The sequence below is a fragment of the Modestobacter sp. SYSU DS0875 genome (genome assembly GCF_054050915.1).
The window spans coordinates 46,988-64,057 of sequence record NZ_JBJHAH010000012.1 but is presented as its reverse complement, the minus strand read 5'-3'; the positions used below and the strand labels follow the sequence as shown (position 1 = coordinate 64,057).

Here is a 17,070-nt window from a genome sequence, read left to right as displayed (position 1 = left end):
TCGATGGGAGAGCTGGAACGCACCGTCATGGACTGGCTGTGGGCCGCCGGCGGTCCGGCGAGCGCCGCACAAGTGCGGGACGGCCTCAATGCGGCCGGTGGCGACCGTGGCCTCGCTCTCACCACCGTGCACACGGTCCTCGGCCGGCTGGAGCAGAAGGGCTTCCTCGTGCACGACGACGCGCGTCCCCGCCGGTTCGCGCCGCGGGCCTCGCGCGAGGACCACGCCGCCGAGCTGATGCGCGAGGTGCTCGGGCAGGCCGCCGACCGGCAGGCCGTGCTCGCCCGGTTCGTGGGTGGTGTCGACGCCGAGGAGGCTCGCATGCTGCGTGAGCTGCTGGCCGGCGCCGACCGGCCCGGGCAGGACGCCGGCGCCCGCTGACCGTGCTGCCCGCGACCGCGACCGCGCTCGCCGTCCTCGCCGCCCTGCTGGCCTGGCCGGTGCCCGCGGCGCTGGCCAGGGCCCGCTGGGCGCGCCGCGACCCGCTGGCCGCGCTGGTCTGCTGGCAGGCGATCGGGCTGGCCGGCGGGCTGTCCATCATCGGCGCGCTGCTGGTGCACGGCCTCGCGCCGTGGGGCCACTCGCTGCCCGAGGCGTGGTGGCACTGGGTCACCCGACAGTCGGCCACGGAACCGGTGCGCGGTGACCACTGGGTGGCACAGACCCTCGCCGCGGTGCTCGCGGTGGAGCTGCTCGGGGTGCTCGCCCTGTCCTGGGTGCGCACCGCCCGGACCCGGCGGCGGCACCGGGAGCTGCTGGAGCTCGTCGTCGCCCCCCGCCCGCCCGGCGCGCTCGACCCCGCTGCCGAGACGCTCCTGCTGGACCACCCGGCGCCGGTCGCCTTCTGCATCCCGGGCGCCAAGCCGCTGCTCGTGCTCTCCTCCGGGATGGTCGCCGAGCTGCCGCGGGACCAGCTGGCCGCCGTCGTCGCGCACGAACGGGCACACCTGCGCGAGCACCACCACCTGCTGCTGCTGCCCTTCGTCGCCTGGCGGGCCGCGCTGCCGGTCCTCCCGGCCGCAGGCCGGGCGCACGACGCCGTCCGCGACCTGGTCGAGATGCGGGCCGACGACGTGGCGCTGCACTCGCTCCCCGGCCCGGACCCACGGCGGACCCTGGCCGCGGCGATCGTCGCCTCGGCGGGCGGCGCCGGCGGCGGGGTGCCGGCCGGCGCGCTGGCGGTGACCGGAGGAGCGGTCGCGGTCCGGGTGCGCCGGCTGCTCGCCCCGGCCGCCCCGCTGCCCCGGGCCGGCCGGGTCGCGGCGATCGCCGCCGCGCTCGCGCTGCTCCTGGTGCCGACCGTCCTGCTGCTGCTCCCCGCCCTCGGCTAGCTGTACTGACCGGACAGGTTGATCAAGCGGGTGATGGGTGGGCGTCGTCCGGTCCCGGTGTGGGGTCGGTGGTGGTTGTACTCGTGCAGCCAGCCTGGAAGTGCCTTGCGGCGAGCTGATTCGCTGGTGAAGGGCCGCCGGTAGGCCCAGCCATCGACCATCGTGCGGTGGAAGCGTTCGATTTTGCCGTTGGTCTGTGGGCGGTAGGGGCGGGTGCGGCTGGGCTTGATGCCCAGCTCGGCGCAGGTGTCCCGCCAGGCGTGAGCGCGGTAGGCCGCGCCGTTGTCGCTCAGGACGCGCTCAACGGTGATGCCGCGGGCGGCGAACCAGGCCACGGCGTTGCGCAGTACGGCGGTGGCGGTGGCGGCGGTCTCGTCATCGTGGATCTCGGCGTAGGCCACTCGGCTGTGGTCGTCGATCACGGTGTGAACGAAGGCGGTGCCGAGGACCGGGTTGTAGTGCCGGTTGCGGGGCTTGCCCGCCGTGGCGGCCCGGTTTTTCTCGCCCTGGGCGCGGCCGACGTAGCGCCAGCCGCCGCCGTCGGGGATGTTGCCCAGCTTCTTCACGTCCACGTGCAGCAGCGCTCCGGGCCGGTCGTGTTCGTAGCGGCGGATCGGTTCCCCGGTGACCCGGTCGACGTGGGACAGGCGGTGCAGCCGGCAGCGACGCAGCACCTGGTGGGCGGTGGAGGGCGCGACGCCGACGCGGGCGGCGATCTCGACCGGGCCCAGGCGCTGCTTCCAGCGCAGGTGCACGATCCGGCGCACCACCGGCTGGGGTGTCCGCCGCGGGCTGCGATGCGGCCGTGAGCTGCGGTCGGCCATGCCCGCCTCGCCGGCCTGCCGGTAGCGCATCGCCCACCGGTTGGCCGTCGGCCAGGACACCTGGAACGCCGCCGCGGCGTGGCTGACCGGCCAGCCGTGATCGACGATCAGCCGAGCGAGCTTGAGCCGGTGGCGCGGAGTCAGCGCGGCATTAGCGTGGGACACGAGGACCTCCGGGTCGTGTCAGTGGTCGCCTTCAGCAGCTCCACTCCACGTCCGGAGGTCCTCCCTCACAAGACCCGTAGATCAGATCTCGCGGTCACACGTCCTCGACCAACGTCTCCGGTCAGTACAGCTAGCCGTCCTGCCCCGCCAGAATGGCCATGATGGCGACGCACGACGTCGCCATCATGGCCATTCTGGCGAAACGGGGGTCAGGACGCGGGGGCGGTCGCGCAGCTCCTGGCGGGCGGTGTCGCGCTCGTCGCGGGCCTGCTCGGCGTCGGCGCGGGCTTCGGCGAGCTCGTCCTCCAGGCCGACGATGAGCTGGGCGGAGGCCAGCAGGTGACCGTCGTCGAGCAGTACCCGCACCCGGGCGGCCAGCTGCAGCTGGTGTCGGGAGTAGCGGCGGTGACCACCGGGGGAGCGGTGCGGGTGGAGGACGCCGGAGGAGTCGAGGCTGCGCAGGAACGCGGCCTGCACGCCGAGCAGTTCCGCCGCCTGGCTCATGGTGAGCGCTGGGTGGTCCGGGTCGTCCAGCCGGTCGAGCGGGTCGGCGCTCACGGGTCCTCCAGTGCTCGGGACAGGGGTCGGGACGGCGACGGGGGCGGGGCCGTCGGGCCCCGCCCCCGTCGAGGGTCGGTCGGCGTCAGCTCTGGGCGGGTTCCGCCGACTGCTCCGCCGCCTCCATCGCGGGCTGCTCGCCCTCGATGGTGTGCGCCTCCACCGCGGCCGGCGTGTCCGCGCGGGTCACGGTGATCTTGCGGGCCTTCGCCCGCTCCGCGACCGGGATGCTCACGGTGAGCACGCCGTCGTGGTAGCTGGCCTCCAGTCGGTCGGTGTCCAGGCTGCGGCCCAGCACCAGCTGGCGGGTGTAGCTGCCGAACGGACGCTCGGCGACCTGCCACTGCGCCCCCTCGATCTGCGGGACCGAGCGCTCCGCGCTGATGGTCAGCGTGGTGCCCTCGACCTGCAGGTCGATGGAGCCCGGGTCGACGCCGGGGAGGTCGAAGTGGGCGACGAAGTTGTCACCCACCCGGTAGGCGTCCATCGGCATGCCCGCGAGCGGGCGGGCGGTGGTGGTGCCCGATCGACCGGTCAGCTGGTCCAGCGCGCGGAACGCGGCGGACGTGGTGGCGAAGGGGTCGTAGGAGTTCAGCATCATGGCCGAGTACCTCCGATTCGTGCTGTGTCGCTGTCTGTCGAGGCCGCTGCCCGAGGCGAACCTCCAGCGGCAACTGCAGATTACCTCGGGTGCGCACCTGAGTAAACGTCCCGACCGCAGAAATGTTCCAGCCGCCGCTGTAGATCCGGTCAGCTCGTGCCGCCTCCGACGCGCCTCCGCACCAGGTCCTCGGCGACCCCGCGGGCCCGGGTCAGCGGGTCCTCGCTCGCGAGCTCCGGCGTCGTCGCGTTCCGGGCGTACCGGGCCAGCGCACCGTCGTAGAGCAGCAGCAGTTCACCCGCCAGCGACTCCGGGTCACCCGCGCCCGCCTCGCGCGCCAGGGTCGACAGTCGTTCGACGAGCAGCCGGGTGTCCGCGGTCAGCCAGGTCTGGCCCGGATGCGCGCCGGGCAGCTCGGTGGCGGCGGCCAGGAAGCCGCACCCCCGCCGGTTCCGCTCCCGCGCGCGATGGCGGGCCACCGCGTCGAACAGTGACAGCAGGCGCGCCACCGGGTCGCCGCACTCCTCCAGCACCTCGTCCCAGGTCGCGCGCCAGTGCTCGTGCCGCTCCTGCAGGTAGGCGGCGACCAGGGCGTCCTTGCCGGCGAAGTGGGCGTACATGGTGGCCGGCGCGACGCCTGCCCGGCGCAGCACCGCGTCCACCCCGGTGGCGGCGATCCCGCCCTCGTAGAAGAGCTCAGCGGCGGCGGTCAGCAGGCGCTCCCGGGCTGATCGGGTCGCCGGTCGTGCGGTCATGCCCTAGCGTAACGCTCGTTATGGCGAAACGATCGTTACAGTCGACGGCGCTCGACCGGCCGGCCGCCCTGGTCGTGCCCGGGCTGGCGGTCATCGCGGTCACCTACGGGCTGGCCCGCTACGGCTTCGGGCTGTACCTGCCGCAGTTCCGCGCTGCGTTCGGTCTCTCCCCGGGCGCTGCGGGGGCCATCGCGGCAGCCGGCTACCTCGCCTACTGCCTCGCCGCCTCCACCGGCCAGCGGCTGGCCGGACGCGCCCGGGGCCGGTGGGCGCTGTGGCTGGCCGGGGGCACGGCCGCACTGGGGTCGCTGCTGGTGGCCACCTCGTGGTCCGCGCCGGCCCTGGCGGTCGGGGCGCTGGTCGCGGGCAGCGGCGCCGGGGCGGCCACCCCGGCGCTGGTCGCCGCGGTGGCGGCGACCGTGCGACCGGACGCCGAGCCACGGGCGCAGGCGCTGGTCAACAGCGGCACCGGTGCCGGCGTCGTCGTCGGCGGGCTGCTCGTGCTCACCGTGCCCGGTGCCTGGCGGCCGGCCTGGGCGGCGTTCGCCGTGGCGGCCGTGCTCGTCACGGTGTGGGCCGACCGGGCGAGCCGCTGGCCCGCCGTCCCGGCGTCCCGGCCGGAGGCGCCCCTGGGCGACCTCGTCCGGCCGCTGGTCGCCGCGCTGCTGGCGGGCGCGGGTTGTGCCGCGGTGTGGACGTTCGGGCGGGACCTGATGACCGTCGACGGCGCGTTGCCCGACGGCACGACCGGGCTGCTCTGGTGCGTGCTGGGTGGCGCCGGCCTGGTCGGTGGGCTCAGCGGCGACCTGGTGCTCCGGATCGGGCTGCGCGGCGCCTGGCTCTGCTCGACCGGGACCGCGGCGGCCGCGACCCTGCTGCTCGCCGCCCTGCCCGGCTCGCCGGCCGTCGTGGCGCTCGCGCTGGCCGGCTTCGGGGCCGCCTTCGTCGCGCTCAGCGGGGTGCTCATCGTCTGGGGCGGGCACCGGCTCCCCGTCGCGGCACCACAGGCCGCGGCGGTGCTGTTCATCGCCCTCACCGTGGGGCAGGCGGGCGGCGCCCTGGTGCTCGGCGCGGTCGCCGGCGCGACGAGCACCCGGACGGCGTTCGTGGTGGCCGCTGCCCTGGTCCTCGCGGCGGCGCCGGCCGCGGAACTGGGGCGACGCGGCCGGGTCCGCCTGTCCGGACGGGATCCGGGCAAGGCGCCGCCTAGCCTGACCGGGTGACGGCACACTCCCACGGTCACGCACCCGCCGCCGGCGGCGACCTGCCGCCTCCCGACCCCGCCGCCGTCGCCCGGCGCCGCTGGGCAGTGCGGCTGATGCTGTGGCTGCTCGTCCCCGTCGGGCTGGCCACCGTCGTCGGGCTGGTGGTGTTCTGGCCGGAGGACGAGCCGACCGCCGCCGAGCAGGCCGCCGCGGACTACTTCCCGCCCGGGCAGACCTACCCGGTGGCCACCGTCTCCTCGCTGCAGCCCTACGACTGCTCCGACGGCACCGGCGAGCCGCTGACCTGCGCCACCGCGGTGATGGTCGTGGGGGAGGGGGAGAGCCGTGGCGACTTCGTCCAGGTCGACCTGCCCCCCGAGGTGGTGGCCGCCGGCGTCTCGGCCGGTGACGAGCTGGTGCTCACCCGGGACGTGGTCGACGGCGGGCAGGCCACCTACCAGTTCCAGGACTTCGCCCGGGGCACCCCGATCGTCGTCCTCGCGCTGGCCTTCGTCCTGGTCGTGGGCGCGGTGGCCCGGCTGCGCGGACTCCTGGCGCTGCTGGGGCTGGGGTTCGCCTTCGTCGTCCTGCTGGAGTTCATGCTCCCCGCCCTCCTGCAGGGCGGCTCCCCGCTGTGGGTGAGCCTGATCGGTTCGACGGCGATCATGTTCGTCGTCCTCTACCTGGCGCACGGGTTCAACGCCCGGACGACGACGGCGCTGGTGGGCACCCTCTTCGGGCTCGCGCTCAGCGCGGTGCTCGGCACCGTGGCGGTCGGCGCGGCCCGGTTGACCGGGTTCAACAACGAGGCGAACCTCCAGCTGCTCCAGCTCGACCGGAGCCTGGACTTCGGCGGGCTGGTCATCGCCGCCAGCGTGGTGGCCGGGCTGGGCATCCTCAACGACGTCAGCATCACGCAGGCGTCGGCGGTCTGGCAGCTGCACGAGGTGTCCCCGCAGATGGGCTGGCGCCAGCTGTTCGCCCGGGGGATGCAGATCGGGCGGGACCACATCGCCTCGACCGTCTACACGATCGTCTTCGCCTACGCCGGGGCGGCGCTCCCGCTGCTGATGCTCTTCGAGATCTACCAGCGGCCGTTCTGGACGACCCTCACCGGCGCCGAGGTGGGCGAGGAGGTCGTGCGCACCCTGGTCGGCGGGATCGCGCTCGTGCTCGCCGTGCCGGTGACCACCCTGGTGGGTGCGCTGGTGGCGGCCAGCTCGGCCTCGGCCGCCACGCCGTCGGCCCCCGCGCCGGAGCCCACCGCCGAGGAGCGGGAGGCCGAGCGCCGGCGGGAACGCCTGCGCGCGATGCGCGAGGCCGCGACCGAGCGCGACGGCGGCCGGCCGCCCCAGCCCCGGGACCCCCGCTGACCGGGGCCCACGGCACCGGCGATGCTGTGCCGGTGAGCACCGACCTGCTGGCCGCGGCCGCCGCCGCACCGGGCTTCATGCCGCCCGACGAGGGCCGCGCGCTGTACGAGGCCGCCCGTGCGGTCGCGGTGCCCGGCCCGCTGCTGGAGATCGGCAGCTGGCTGGGCAAGTCGGCGCTGTACCTGGCCGCCGCGGCCCGGGAGGCGCACCGGCAGGTGGTCACCGTCGACCACCACCGCGGTTCGGAGGAGCACCAGCCCGGCTGGGAGTACCACGACCCCTCGCTGGTCGACCCCCGGATCGGGCGGATCGACACGCTGCCCGGCTTCCGGCGCACGATCGCCGAGGCCGGCGCGGAGGACGTCGTCGTCGCCGTGGTCGCCCGGTCGGAGGTGCTGGCGGCGCTGTGGTCGACGCCGCTGGCGCTGCTGTTCCTCGACGGCAGCCACACCGAGTCCTCCGCCCGCCGCGACCAGGACGCCTGGGTCGGCAAGGTCGCCGTCGGGGGCACGCTGGCGATCCACGACGTCTTCCCCGACCCGGCCGACGGCGGGCAGGCCCCGTTCGGCGTCCACCAGCGGGTGCTGGCCTCGGGGGAGTTCACCGAGCTGCCCGGCACCGGTTCGCTGCGCCTGCTGCGCCGGGTTCGCTGAGCCCGTGGCCGGGGACGGACCACGCCGGGCGTGCCGGCGGCGCCGTCATCGCACTGACGCGGGCTGACGGGGACGATGGAGCAGTGACCGCGCTGGACGAGCTGACCCGGGCCCGGGCCGGGACGCTGGCCCAGATCGCCGCGCTGACCCGCGAGTTCGACGAGGTGGTGGCCGCCTCGGCCGCCTCGAACGCCGACGACGAGCACGACCCGGAAGGGGCGACGATCGCCTTCGAGCGCCAGCAGGTCGCCGCGTTGCTGGAGTCCGCGCGGCGCCGGCTGGCCGACGTCGACGACGCGCTCGCCCGGGCCGCGACCGGCGGCTACGGGGTCTGCGAGAGCTGCGGGCAGCCGATCGCGGCCGAGCGGCTGACCGCCCGGCCGCAGGCCCGCACCTGCATCGGCTGCGCGCGCTGAGCCGGGGGCACCCGGCCGCAGTGTCCGTCAGGGCAGCGCGCCGACCTGCTCCAGCTCGGTGAGCACTGCGGGCAGCTCCGCGAAGGCCTGTTCGACGTCGGCCGGGGTGGCGATCGACCAGGCGTTGGCGCGCAGGTACTCGCGCAGCGCCGCGTCGAACGCCTCGGCGCCCACCTGGTCCCGGGCCGCGACCAGGGTCGCCCCGCCGACGGTGTAGACGGTGTCGTAGTAGGCGGAGCTGGGCCGCCGGAACTGCTCCCAGTACTGGATCGGTTCGCCCACGCCGTGCCGGGTGGACTCGGGCAGGGCGGCCAGCCCGGCCGAGCCCTCCCCGTGCACGACCATCTGCGCGAAGGTCGCGAACGACTCGTCCAGCCAGGGGTGCACTCCCTGGTTGTTGCCGACCAGGCCGTAGAACCACATGTGCGCCAGCTCGTGGGTCACCAGCGCCCGGCGGAAGTCCGGGTCGGCGTCGCCGAACTGGATCGCGCCGGGGAACTCGATGCCGCTGGTCTGGCTGGACAGCACCGAGACCCAGAGGTCGTCGTAGGGGAAGGGGCCCAGGAGCGAGACCAGGGCCTCCATCGACTTCTCGAGCTGGGTCAGCCACTCCGCCGGGGTCGCCTGGTCCACCCCTTCGTCCACGCCCACGTGCACCCGGACGCCGCCGATCTCCGCCGTCCGCACGTCGAGCTCCCCGACGGTCACCGCGACGTCCCGGACCGACGGGGCGGCGAACTCGTGCACGGTGGTGCCGCCGGGGCCGTCGGAGGTGCCGACCACCCGGCCGGTGCCCAGCACCTCGTGGCCGGCGTCCGCGACGACCTCCAGCGAGGCCAGCTCGAAGTTCTCGCTCACCGCCATCTCGCCGGCGACGGCGACGGCGGGGTTCCGGTCCCATCCCCGACCGCGTTCCCAGGAGAGCAACGGGAACGCGGTGGCGAACCAGGCGACATCGGCCTCGGAGGAGGTGCCGACCCGCTCGTTGACGTCGGTGCCGAGCTCGACGTCGAACTCGAGCTCGACGGTGATCTGCTCGCCGGGTTCCGCGCACTCGGCCAGCGGCACCTCCAGCAGGGTGCCGGCGGGCGCGCTGTCGGGGGCTCCGGCCGGCACGTCACGCACCTCGGCCGGGTCGCCGTCCACCCTGACCTCGGACACGGTCAGCCCACTGCCTGCCCGTGCGGTGGCCGGCTTGTTGGGCCAGGCGCGGAAGACCAGCACGCAGGTGCTCAGGTCAGGGGTGAAGACGACCCGCTCCGCGCCGGAGACCGTCTCCAGGTCCCCCGAGACGTCGAAGCGCAGGTCCACCACGGGTCGGTCCGCCCAGGGTTCCGTCCAGGACGGGCCGTCCGGGGAGGCGGTGGACGTGGGGCCGGCGTCCGGATCGGGGGCGCCGGGTGAGCAGCCGCCGAGCAGGACGACCCCGGCGAGTGCAGCGACCGCGGCCCGTCGACGACCCGCGCGCATCACTGCCCTTCGAGATGGACGGGACGTTCCCGTTCCCGCCATCTTCCCGCGCGGTCGCAACTCGGGCGAACCCGTGGCCATCGGCGCCGGTGAGCCGTCAGTGCACCTGCTGGCGAGATGAGGGTGGCTGGTGTGATGAATGAGGTCATTGTGGACCCTCCGTGACCTTACGGACGCATTGAGTGCGTGCAACGATTCGTTCCGTAACTGCCGCACACCGTCCGGCACCCCGGTGCGGGACGCTCGAAGGGGTCTCTTCTTGTCCAGACGTCACATCGGTGGCCGTCGTCGCCGCTTCTCGTCCGTCCTGTCCACCCGAGGGCGGCGGCACGCGCGGAGCTGTGCGGCCGCCGCCGTCCTGTGCATGACCGCCGCCTTCGGCGCGGCCACGGTCACGGAGGCGCCGTCGGACCCGACGGCGGCGAGCAGTGCCTCCACTGCCGACCCGGCGCGCGCCACGGTCCAGGTCGAGGCCGCTCGGGCCGAGCGGGCGGCGCGCCTGGAGGCCGACCGGGCCCGGCGGGGCACCCCCCGACCGGCCCCCACGACCACCGCGCCGGCTCCCGCACCTGCGCCGACGGTCGTGCCGAGCACCCCCTCGGCGCCGGCTCCCGCCCCGAAGCCGGCCCCTGCTCCGGCTCCCGCCCCGAAGCCGGCTCCTGCCCCGGCCCCCGTCCCGGTCACGGCCGCCCCGGTGCACCAGGCACCCACGGCGCCGCTGACCAACCGCACCACGTCCTTCAGCGCCGCCGGCTACACCGCGGACTACCGGGTCTTCGCCGAGGGGGTGGACCCGGCGAAGCCGATCGGTCTGCTGGTGTACGCCGACGGCACCGGTGAGTACGGCATCGAGAACCCGACCCAGTCCTACGCGATCGGTGGGTCGAACGGGCTGGCCGCCGTGGCGCGAGCACACAACATGGTGCTGGTGGCCCCGTTCAGCCCGAACCGCTCGTGCCAGTGCTGGGAGCGGGGCGACGCAGCCGGGTACGCCAACTACCTGGCCGCGCTGATCGCCGAGACCAAGGCCCAGTACGGCGCCGGTGAGCTCTGGTTCTCCGGCTACTCGTCGGGTGCACAGGCGGCGACCCGGTTCGTCTTCCCGGCCCACCCGGGGCTGTGGTCCGGCGGCGGCGGGGTCATCGCGATCGGTGGCGGCGGTGCCCCGGCCGGGCGGGTGACCATCCCCGCGGACGTGAAGGGCAAGGTCGTCCTGCGCTGGGACACCGGCGCTCAGGACACCGGCGCGGGCGGCGGGTTCAACGCGCTCTCCGGGCCCTACGGCGCACAGGCCGGCCAGCAGTGGTACTCGGCCCAGGGCCTCAACACCCGACTGGTCGCCCCCGCCGGCGTCGGGCACAACAGGTCCGGGCAGTTCGGCAGCATCGTGGCCGCCTTCCTCGACGAGGGCTGAGCCAGCAGCCAGCAGCACGCCGGACGGCGCAGGCCACCGCAGGGAGTTCGTGCTCCCGCGGTGGCCTGCGTGCGTCTCGGGTCCGCTCAGCCGATCCGGGACACCTGCCCGAGGTGCATCACCCGGTCGACGAGGTCCTGGGTCAGGTCGGCCCGGAGGTCGGCCGGCACCGGCAGGCCGCAGTCGGTGAACCAGTCCGGGGTCGCCTCGGGATGCGGCCCGACCACGCCGACCGCGCCGGCGCCGAAGGGCGCGACCACGGCGGCGGGCAGCCCGTTCTCGTAGGTGGCCAGCACCTCGGCCTCTCCCCGGGCCGGGTCCAGGTCGAACCAGGCGCCGTCCTGGAAGAACACCTCCCGGCGGCGGCCGTTCCAGATGACGGTGGTGACCGCGTCGTCGGTGTGCGTCGGCCACGCACCGGGGGAGGAGATGTACTGGTCGGCGTCCCCGGGCAGCAGCCCGAAACCGGGTGTCTCCCCGGCCAGGTACCCGCCCAGGCAGAAGCCCAGGTAGCGGCCGCCGCCCGCGACGTAGTCGCGGACCGCCGGCGCCTGCTTGCGGAGCTTGCGCCAGGCCTTCTCCAGCTCGCCGCCGCCGGGCTGGGCGTAGAGCACGGCGGCGGCGAGCACCCCCGGCTCCAGAGCAAGACGCTCCTTGGGCCCGACGAAGCGGACGTCGAGGTCCCACCGGCTCCGGGCCAGCGCGCCGGCCACCGCCTCCGGGCAGCCGGAGGTGGTGGCCGGCCCCCGGTAGACCAGCGCCAGCGGCCGGTCACCGCCCCGGCGGTCGGACACGGTCAGCTCCCGGTGGTGCCGCGCGACCCGTCGGCACCGGAGGAGCCGAGCACCCTCCGGCGCACCGCGCTGGTCGACCGCCAGACGAGGTCCTCCAGCGGCCCGCGCAGGTGGCTCCTGCTCCAGACGACGGCGAAGGTCACCAGCAGGAGGATCTGCAGGACCAAGTTGCCGACGCCGCGGGGGAACGGGGCCGCGACCAGCAGCAGGTGCACGCTGTAGAGGGTCAGCGTCATGGCGCCGGCGGCGGCCAGCGGGCGCAGCAACGGCTGCAGGCCCCGACCGAGCAGCAGGCAGCCGCCCAGCACGGCCAGCGCCACCCCGGTGGTGAAGAGCAGGTCCAGCGGGCTGCCGCTGTGCGGAGCCATCGCCGCCAGCCACCACGGGCTGTTGGTCGGCGTCGTCCCGGAGGGGCCCCAGATCAGCGCCTCCTGGTAGTCCTCGAAGTGCATGGTCGCCAGGGCGTCCGTGCGGAGCGCGCGCCCCAGGCCGCCGACGGTGAGCAGCAGCATGGACAGCAGGCTGGATGCCAGGGCGAGCGCCAGGCCGAGCAAGGTGATCTGGCCGACGACCCGTCGCGAGGAGAGCACCGCCCGGCCCACCGCCATGCCCGCCAGCAGGTAGGCGAGCCAGACCAGGGCGGGGAACACCCCGGTGAGGGTCAGCCGGGACAGCAGGCCCAGCGGGTCGGTGACCAGGTCGGTCAGTGTCGGGTTGGCCTCGGTCACGGGTGCCATCCCGCTGCGCAGCGCATGGCTGGCCAGCGGCATGAGGACGGCCACCACCGCGGCCGCCACGACCAGGCCGCGGGTCGAGAGCTTGAGGAAGGGGATGGCGAGGGCGAACAGCACGCCGTAGTAGGCGAGGATCACCGCGGCGTCGTCCGTGCCGACGACGTACCCGAACGCCAGGCCGATCGCCGCGATGATCACCGCTCTGGTCAGCAGGGACAGCACGCCGGCCCGCCAGGCCAGGCCACGGAGGGTGCGGCGACCGCCGGTGGAGAAGGCGATGCCGACACCGGCGAGCAAGGCGAACAGCGCCGAGGCCTTGCCGTTGGCCAGGACCCACGCCAGCGACACGTCCCCGTCGTCGGTGGCCGGGGCGATCAGGTGCACCGACATCATGCCGATGAGGGCGACGCCTCGGGCGGCGTCGATGCCGACCAGCCGTGCCCGCGGGCGGCGCGGCGGCGCGGTGGTCTCCGTGTTGGGACTGCCCTCGGCCGGGGTGCCGGCGACGTCGCCGGCCGGCGCGGGTGCGCAGCTGTGCGGGAGCGCCGGTGCGGCCGGGGTCTCCGGTGGCAGGGGGGCCACGATGTTCTGGTGTTCGCTGGTCTGGGACACGCTCATGCCTCCCGGCTGGTCGACGCGGTGCTGAGCTGTCGGCTCTCCGTGGCGGGGTTGTCCACTGCGGCGGCGTCGGCGGACGGGACGTCCCGCACCGGCAGCGTGCTGGCCGGCGCCCGGCCGACCTTCTGCGCCGGGATCCCGCTCCACGCGGTGCCGGGGGGCAGCACCTCGCCCTTCATGACCAGGGACAGGTCGGCGATCGTGGCGTCCGCCTCGACGACCGAGCCGTACAGCACCACGGACTTGTCCCCGACGCTGGCCCGGTCCCGGACGATGACGTGGTCCATCTTCATCACCCGGTCCTCGAACAGGTGGGTCTGCAGGGAGGCGTTCGTGCCCACGGAGACGTCGTCGCCCAGGGTCACCAGGTCGAACTCGGTGAGGTAGGTGGTGTCGATCAGCGTCCGGCGGCCGACCTTGGCTCCGTAGAGACGCAGCAACGGGCCCAGCAGCGGCGTGCCGGTGAGCCAGGTGAGCAGCGCCGGCACCGCGGCCGCCTCGTAGATCCCGGTGACGAACTCGGTGCGGCGCACGAAACCGCTCCACAGCGGACGGACCCGTGGCTGGTAACGGCCGACGACGACCCACTTGAGCAGGGCCACCGCCACCACGACGGCGAGGCTGGACAGGAGCGCGATCAGCGGCGCACCGACCACGGTGACGAGCAGCCCCTGGTTCGCCGAGAGCACGGAGACGCCGTACAGGGTGCCGAACATCGCCAGCGCCAGGATCGAACTGGGGAGCACGATGCGCAGGGACTCGATGGCGTAGCGGGCCCGCACCCGACGGCGGCTGGGCGTGAAGGTCTCGGCCTCGGTGTAGCCCTCGTACAGCTCCCGACGCGGCAGGTTGATCGGCGGGGAGCCGAGCCACGAGGAGTCCGCCGGCACGCCCCCGGTCGGCGGCACGCTCCGCACGCCGATCAGCGAACCCTCGCCGAGGTGCGACCCCGAGGGGATGAACGCGGCGTTGCCCACGAAGGCACGGGAGCCGACCTCCGTGGCCTGGAAGGCGACGTGCCCGTTGGCGTAGGTCGCGCTTCCGACGCTGGCCATGTCGGCGACGAAGCTGCCCTCGCCCAGGGTGAGGAGGTCGGGGTCGATGTTGGCGATGGTGGAGACCTCGGCGCCGCGGCCCACCTTGGTGCCCAGGGCCCGCAGCCAGATCGAGGTGTAGAGCGTCGCGTACATGCTGTTGTTCAGCATCAGGCTCATCTCGAGGAGCTTGTCGCCCAGCCACTTCTCCAGGCCCAGCTTGGACCGCAGGTGGTGCACGCCTGGCGGTGTCTCGGTCAGGGCGAGCCGGCGGCACCCGAGGATCAGCGCGCAGGAGGCCGCCACGAAGACCGGGCCCGAGAGGGCCGTCGCGACGAGGGCGGCGCCCAGTCCGAAGGTGAGCAGCACCCACCACACCAGGGCCACCACGGGGAGCAGCACGAAGAAGGGCAGCAGCTCCAGCAGCGTGATGCCGGCGGCGAAACCGGTCCGCAGCTGACGCGACCAGGTGCGGGGTGCCCGGTCGCAGCTGGTCATCACCTCGATCACCGGGTCGGGCGCCTCGGTCGTGGCCCGGGCCGGCGAACCGGTCCAGGTGGCCCCGTCGGGGACCACCTGCCCGGCGGGCAGGAGCGACTGCTCGCGCAGCACGGCGCCCTCGCCGACCGCGGAGCCGGCCTCCAGCAGGGACTGCGAGCCGACGGTGGCGCCGGCGCCCACGGTCACGACCCCGAGCGAGAGCACGCCGTCGGCGACCCGGTGGCCGTGCAGCTGGGTGCCGTACCCGAGGGTGGCGCCGGGGCCGACGTCCAGCATCGCCGGGAGGCTGATCTCCGCGGTGCCGATGTGGCAGTCGTCGTCGATCCGCGCGCCGGCCAGGCGCAGGTAGGTCGCCGCCCACGGGGATCCGCTGAGGACGGTCATCGGGGAGATCACCATCAGCTTCTGCACCGTCCAGACCCGGAGGTGGGTCCAGCTCCACAGCGCGTGGTCACCGGGCTGCAGCCCGCGCGAGAGCAACCGGGCCCCGACGACCGGGAGCACCCAGCGGACGAGGAGGAAGAACGCGGGCAGGGCGAGGGCCAGCTGCACCACCAGGGTGGCCGACGGCTCCCCGTCGTTGAGCGAGTACAGCACGGCCGCCGGGAGCAGGAACAGCAGCACGATGCCGAAGAGGGTGGTCAGCTGCGCCGAGCCGAAGGCGGTGATCCGTCGTCGGGAGGACTGTGCCGGGCGGCGCAGGTGGGGCTCGGCGGCCGCTCCGGACCCGGCGTCCTCCTCGAGGTGTGCGGCGAGGGAACGGACCGTCGGGTGCCGGTAGAGCTCCAGGATCGAGAGGCCGGCGCCCAGGTCGCTCGAGCGCATCGTCGAGACGATCCTCGCAGCGAGCAGCGAGTGGCCACCGAGGGCGTCGAAGAAGTCGGCCTCGACCGACACCGACCCGGCCGGCAGCCCGAAGGCCTCTTCCCACAGCCCGGCGATCCAGGCTTCCACCGGCGTCTCCGGGGGCGCGAACTCCCCGGTGTCCCGGACCAGTCGGGGGCCCTGCGGGTCCGGCAGGGCCTTCCGGTCGGCCTTGCCGCTGGGCAGCATCGGGATGGTGTCGACCACGTCGAGGAAGCTCGGGACCATGTAGGGCGGCAGCTGCCGCAGCAGCATGTCGTGCAGCTCGGCGACGAGTCCGTCGGGGTCGTCCGCGGAGCGGGGGATCACGTACCCGGCCAGCTCTCCGCCGGTCTCCGGTGCCGGGATCAGCTTCACCACGGCCGCGGTGACCCGGTCGTGCTGCAGGAGCATGCCCTCGATCTCCTGCAGGTCGACGCGGTGGCCGCGCACCTTCACCTCGCTGTCGGCTCGGCCGAGGTACTCCAGCTCCCCGTCGGGGAGGAAGCGGCCCAGGTCGCCGGTGCGGTAGAGCCGCTCCCCGGGGAAGCCGTGCGGGTCGGGGAGGAAACGGTCGGCCGTCAGGTCGGGGCGGTTGACGTACCCGAGGGCCACTCCGGGGCCGCCGACGCAGATCTCGCCGACCTCACCGTTGGCCACTGGGCGGCGCTCGTCGTTCAGCAGGGTGACGCGGTAGGTCGGCAGGGGCCGCCCGATGGTCACCGGCTTGCCGGGGTACAGCTCGGCCATCGTGCAGGTGACCGTGGTCTCGGTCGGGCCGTAGGTGTTGAGGATGCGCCGGCCGGGGCCCCAGCGGTCGACGAGCTCCCGCGGGCAGGCCTCGCCGCCGACGTTCACCGTGCGGATCAGCGGGAGCGTGCGGTCCAGGGTCGCCAGCACGGTGGGGACGCAGTAGATCATCGTGATCTCGTGCTCGGCCAGGAAGTCGGCCAGTCCGCTGCCCACCCGGCGCCCGTCCGTGGGACCGGCGACGAGGGTCGCCCCCACCGCCCAGGTCGGCCAGATCTCCTCGATGGAGAAGTCGAAGGCGATCGTCATGCCCTGGTAGACCCGGTCGGTCGGCTCCACGCCGTAGAGGTCCGGGACGATGCCGATGAAGTTGCAGATGCTCGACTGGGCGATCTCGACGCCCTTGGGCCGGCCGCTCGAGCCGGACGTGTAGATGATGTAGCAGACGGGGTCACCGCCGGTGTCGAGCTCGGGACGCCAGCTCGGCGCGCTCGCGAGGTCGCCACCCAGTTCGTCCAGGTGGAGCGCCGGGCAGGGCAGCCCGCCGGTGGTCGCGGCGAACGAGGTGGTGCTGACCACGAGCCCCAGGTCGGAGTCCTCGGCGATGAACTGCACGCGGTCGGCCGGGGCCGCCGGGTCGATCGGGACGAACGTCGCCTCGGTCTTCGTCACCGCGAGCAGGCTGACGTAGGTGTTGACCGAGCGGTCCAGCAGGATGCCGACGCGGACGCCGGCCCGGACGCCGAGGCTCAGCAGGTGGTTCGCCAGCCGGTTGGCCCGCTGGTCGAGGTCCGCATAGCTCAGCCGCTCACCCTCGCACTCCAGCGCGGTCGCCGAGGGACGGTGGTCGCAGGTCCGCTCGAAGTACTGGGACAGGCGGGTCGTGTCCGGCGACTGTTGCCGAGGTGACGTTCCCGCGACGTTGTCGCTGAAGTGGAAGCGCGACGGTGCGCGATCGAGTGCTGGGTCCCTCGGGGTGGTGAAGCCGGGGATGAAGTCCGGGCTGTCGCTGTGCGTCGCCATCGACTCGC

General features: G+C 74.3%; 15 protein-coding genes. 7 read left to right on the top strand and 8 right to left on the bottom strand.

Annotation, left to right across the window (positions count from 1 at the left end):
• Nucleotides 1–3 precede the first annotated feature (3 nt).
• Nucleotides 4–381: a BlaI/MecI/CopY family transcriptional regulator gene (locus ACI79Y_RS09485; RefSeq protein WP_457158234.1), complete on the top strand. Its 378-nt coding sequence runs from the start codon at nt 4–6 to the stop codon at nt 379–381.
• A 2-nt stretch (nt 382–383) separates the two neighbouring features.
• Nucleotides 384–1,331 (top strand): M56 family metallopeptidase, encoded by a 948-nt coding sequence (locus ACI79Y_RS09480; protein WP_457158233.1) that lies wholly within the window; start codon nt 384–386, stop codon nt 1,329–1,331.
• Here the strand turns inward: ACI79Y_RS09480 and ACI79Y_RS09475 are convergent.
• From ACI79Y_RS09475 to ACI79Y_RS09460, 4 genes are all read right to left on the bottom strand, one after another.
• Nucleotides 1,328–2,320: an IS481 family transposase gene (locus ACI79Y_RS09475; RefSeq protein ID WP_457158232.1), complete on the bottom strand. Its 993-nt coding sequence runs from the start codon at nt 2,318–2,320 to the stop codon at nt 1,328–1,330. The two genes, ACI79Y_RS09480 and ACI79Y_RS09475, sit on opposite strands and share 4 nt — an antisense overlap.
• A gap of 183 nt (nt 2,321–2,503) precedes the next feature.
• On the bottom strand, nt 2,504–2,878 hold the full coding sequence (locus tag ACI79Y_RS09470; RefSeq protein ID WP_457158231.1) for a MerR family transcriptional regulator: 375 nt from the start codon (nt 2,876–2,878) through the stop codon (nt 2,504–2,506).
• A gap of 85 nt (nt 2,879–2,963) precedes the next feature.
• On the bottom strand, nt 2,964–3,479 hold the full coding sequence (locus ACI79Y_RS09465; RefSeq protein ID WP_457158230.1) for an Hsp20/alpha crystallin family protein: 516 nt from the start codon (nt 3,477–3,479) through the stop codon (nt 2,964–2,966).
• 149 nt (nt 3,480–3,628) lie between these two features.
• Nucleotides 3,629–4,234, bottom strand: coding sequence for a TetR/AcrR family transcriptional regulator (locus ACI79Y_RS09460; RefSeq protein WP_457158229.1), 606 nt, complete (start codon nt 4,232–4,234; stop codon nt 3,629–3,631).
• Nucleotides 4,235–4,254: 20 nt separating this feature from the next.
• Between ACI79Y_RS09460 and ACI79Y_RS09455 the strand changes: the two genes are divergently transcribed.
• The 4 genes from ACI79Y_RS09455 (at nt 4,255) to ACI79Y_RS09440 (ending at nt 7,881) form a co-directional block, all read left to right on the top strand.
• Complete coding sequence (locus tag ACI79Y_RS09455; RefSeq protein WP_457158228.1) at nt 4,255–5,457, top strand: MFS transporter; 1,203 nt, start codon at nt 4,255–4,257, stop codon at nt 5,455–5,457.
• A complete protein-coding gene (locus ACI79Y_RS09450) occupies nt 5,454–6,812 on the top strand; it encodes a YibE/F family protein (protein WP_457158227.1) in 1,359 nt (452 codons plus the stop codon). Before ACI79Y_RS09455 ends, ACI79Y_RS09450 begins: the two co-directional genes overlap by 4 nt.
• Nucleotides 6,813–6,844: 32 nt before the next feature.
• Entirely contained in the window at nt 6,845–7,465 is a 621-nt protein-coding gene (locus ACI79Y_RS09445) for a class I SAM-dependent methyltransferase (RefSeq protein WP_457158226.1), read from the top strand.
• 83 nt (nt 7,466–7,548) lie between these two features.
• Nucleotides 7,549–7,881, top strand: a complete 333-nt coding sequence (locus ACI79Y_RS09440) for a TraR/DksA family transcriptional regulator (protein ID WP_457158225.1) — start codon at nt 7,549–7,551, stop codon at nt 7,879–7,881.
• Nucleotides 7,882–7,908: 27 nt separating this feature from the next.
• Here the strand turns inward: ACI79Y_RS09440 and ACI79Y_RS09435 are convergent, their stop codons facing one another.
• Nucleotides 7,909–9,195: a M1 family aminopeptidase gene (locus ACI79Y_RS09435; protein ID WP_457158224.1), complete on the bottom strand. Its 1,287-nt coding sequence runs from the start codon at nt 9,193–9,195 to the stop codon at nt 7,909–7,911.
• An 850-nt stretch (nt 9,196–10,045) separates the two neighbouring features.
• Here ACI79Y_RS09435 and ACI79Y_RS09430 point away from each other — a divergent pair.
• The gene (locus tag ACI79Y_RS09430; RefSeq protein WP_457158223.1) at nt 10,046–10,765 is read left to right on the top strand and encodes a hypothetical protein; all 720 of its coding nucleotides are present in this window, start codon (nt 10,046–10,048) and stop codon (nt 10,763–10,765) included.
• Between the two features lie 86 nt (nt 10,766–10,851).
• On the opposite strand, the gene ACI79Y_RS09425 is transcribed toward ACI79Y_RS09430, so the two are convergent.
• From ACI79Y_RS09425 to ACI79Y_RS09415, 3 genes are read right to left on the bottom strand one after another with little or no spacing between them, the layout of a single operon-like run.
• A complete protein-coding gene (locus ACI79Y_RS09425; RefSeq protein WP_457158222.1) occupies nt 10,852–11,559 on the bottom strand; it encodes a BPL-N domain-containing protein in 708 nt (235 codons plus the stop codon).
• A gap of 2 nt (nt 11,560–11,561) precedes the next feature.
• Entirely contained in the window at nt 11,562–12,911 is a 1,350-nt protein-coding gene (locus ACI79Y_RS09420; RefSeq protein WP_457158221.1) for a heparan-alpha-glucosaminide N-acetyltransferase domain-containing protein, read from the bottom strand.
• The gene (locus ACI79Y_RS09415) at nt 12,908–17,062 is read right to left on the bottom strand and encodes a Pls/PosA family non-ribosomal peptide synthetase (RefSeq protein WP_457158220.1); all 4,155 of its coding nucleotides are present in this window, start codon (nt 17,060–17,062) and stop codon (nt 12,908–12,910) included. Before ACI79Y_RS09415 ends, ACI79Y_RS09420 begins: the two co-directional genes overlap by 4 nt.
• Nucleotides 17,063–17,070 lie beyond the last annotated feature (8 nt).

Excerpts from the sequence above, each read along its gene's own strand:
- ACI79Y_RS09465 (WP_457158230.1), bottom strand. The coding sequence starts at position 3,479 with ATGATGCTGAACTCCTACGACCCCTTCGCCACCACGTCCGCCGCGTTC.
- ACI79Y_RS09485 (WP_457158234.1), top strand. The coding sequence starts at position 4 with ATGGGAGAGCTGGAACGCACCGTCATGGACTGGCTGTGGGCCGCCGGC.
- ACI79Y_RS09455 (WP_457158228.1), top strand. The coding sequence starts at position 4,255 with ATGGCGAAACGATCGTTACAGTCGACGGCGCTCGACCGGCCGGCCGCC.
- ACI79Y_RS09460 (WP_457158229.1), bottom strand. The coding sequence starts at position 4,234 with ATGACCGCACGACCGGCGACCCGATCAGCCCGGGAGCGCCTGCTGACC.
- ACI79Y_RS09415 (WP_457158220.1), bottom strand. The coding sequence starts at position 17,062 with ATGGCGACGCACAGCGACAGCCCGGACTTCATCCCCGGCTTCACCACC.
- ACI79Y_RS09420 (WP_457158221.1), bottom strand. The coding sequence starts at position 12,911 with ATGAGCGTGTCCCAGACCAGCGAACACCAGAACATCGTGGCCCCCCTG.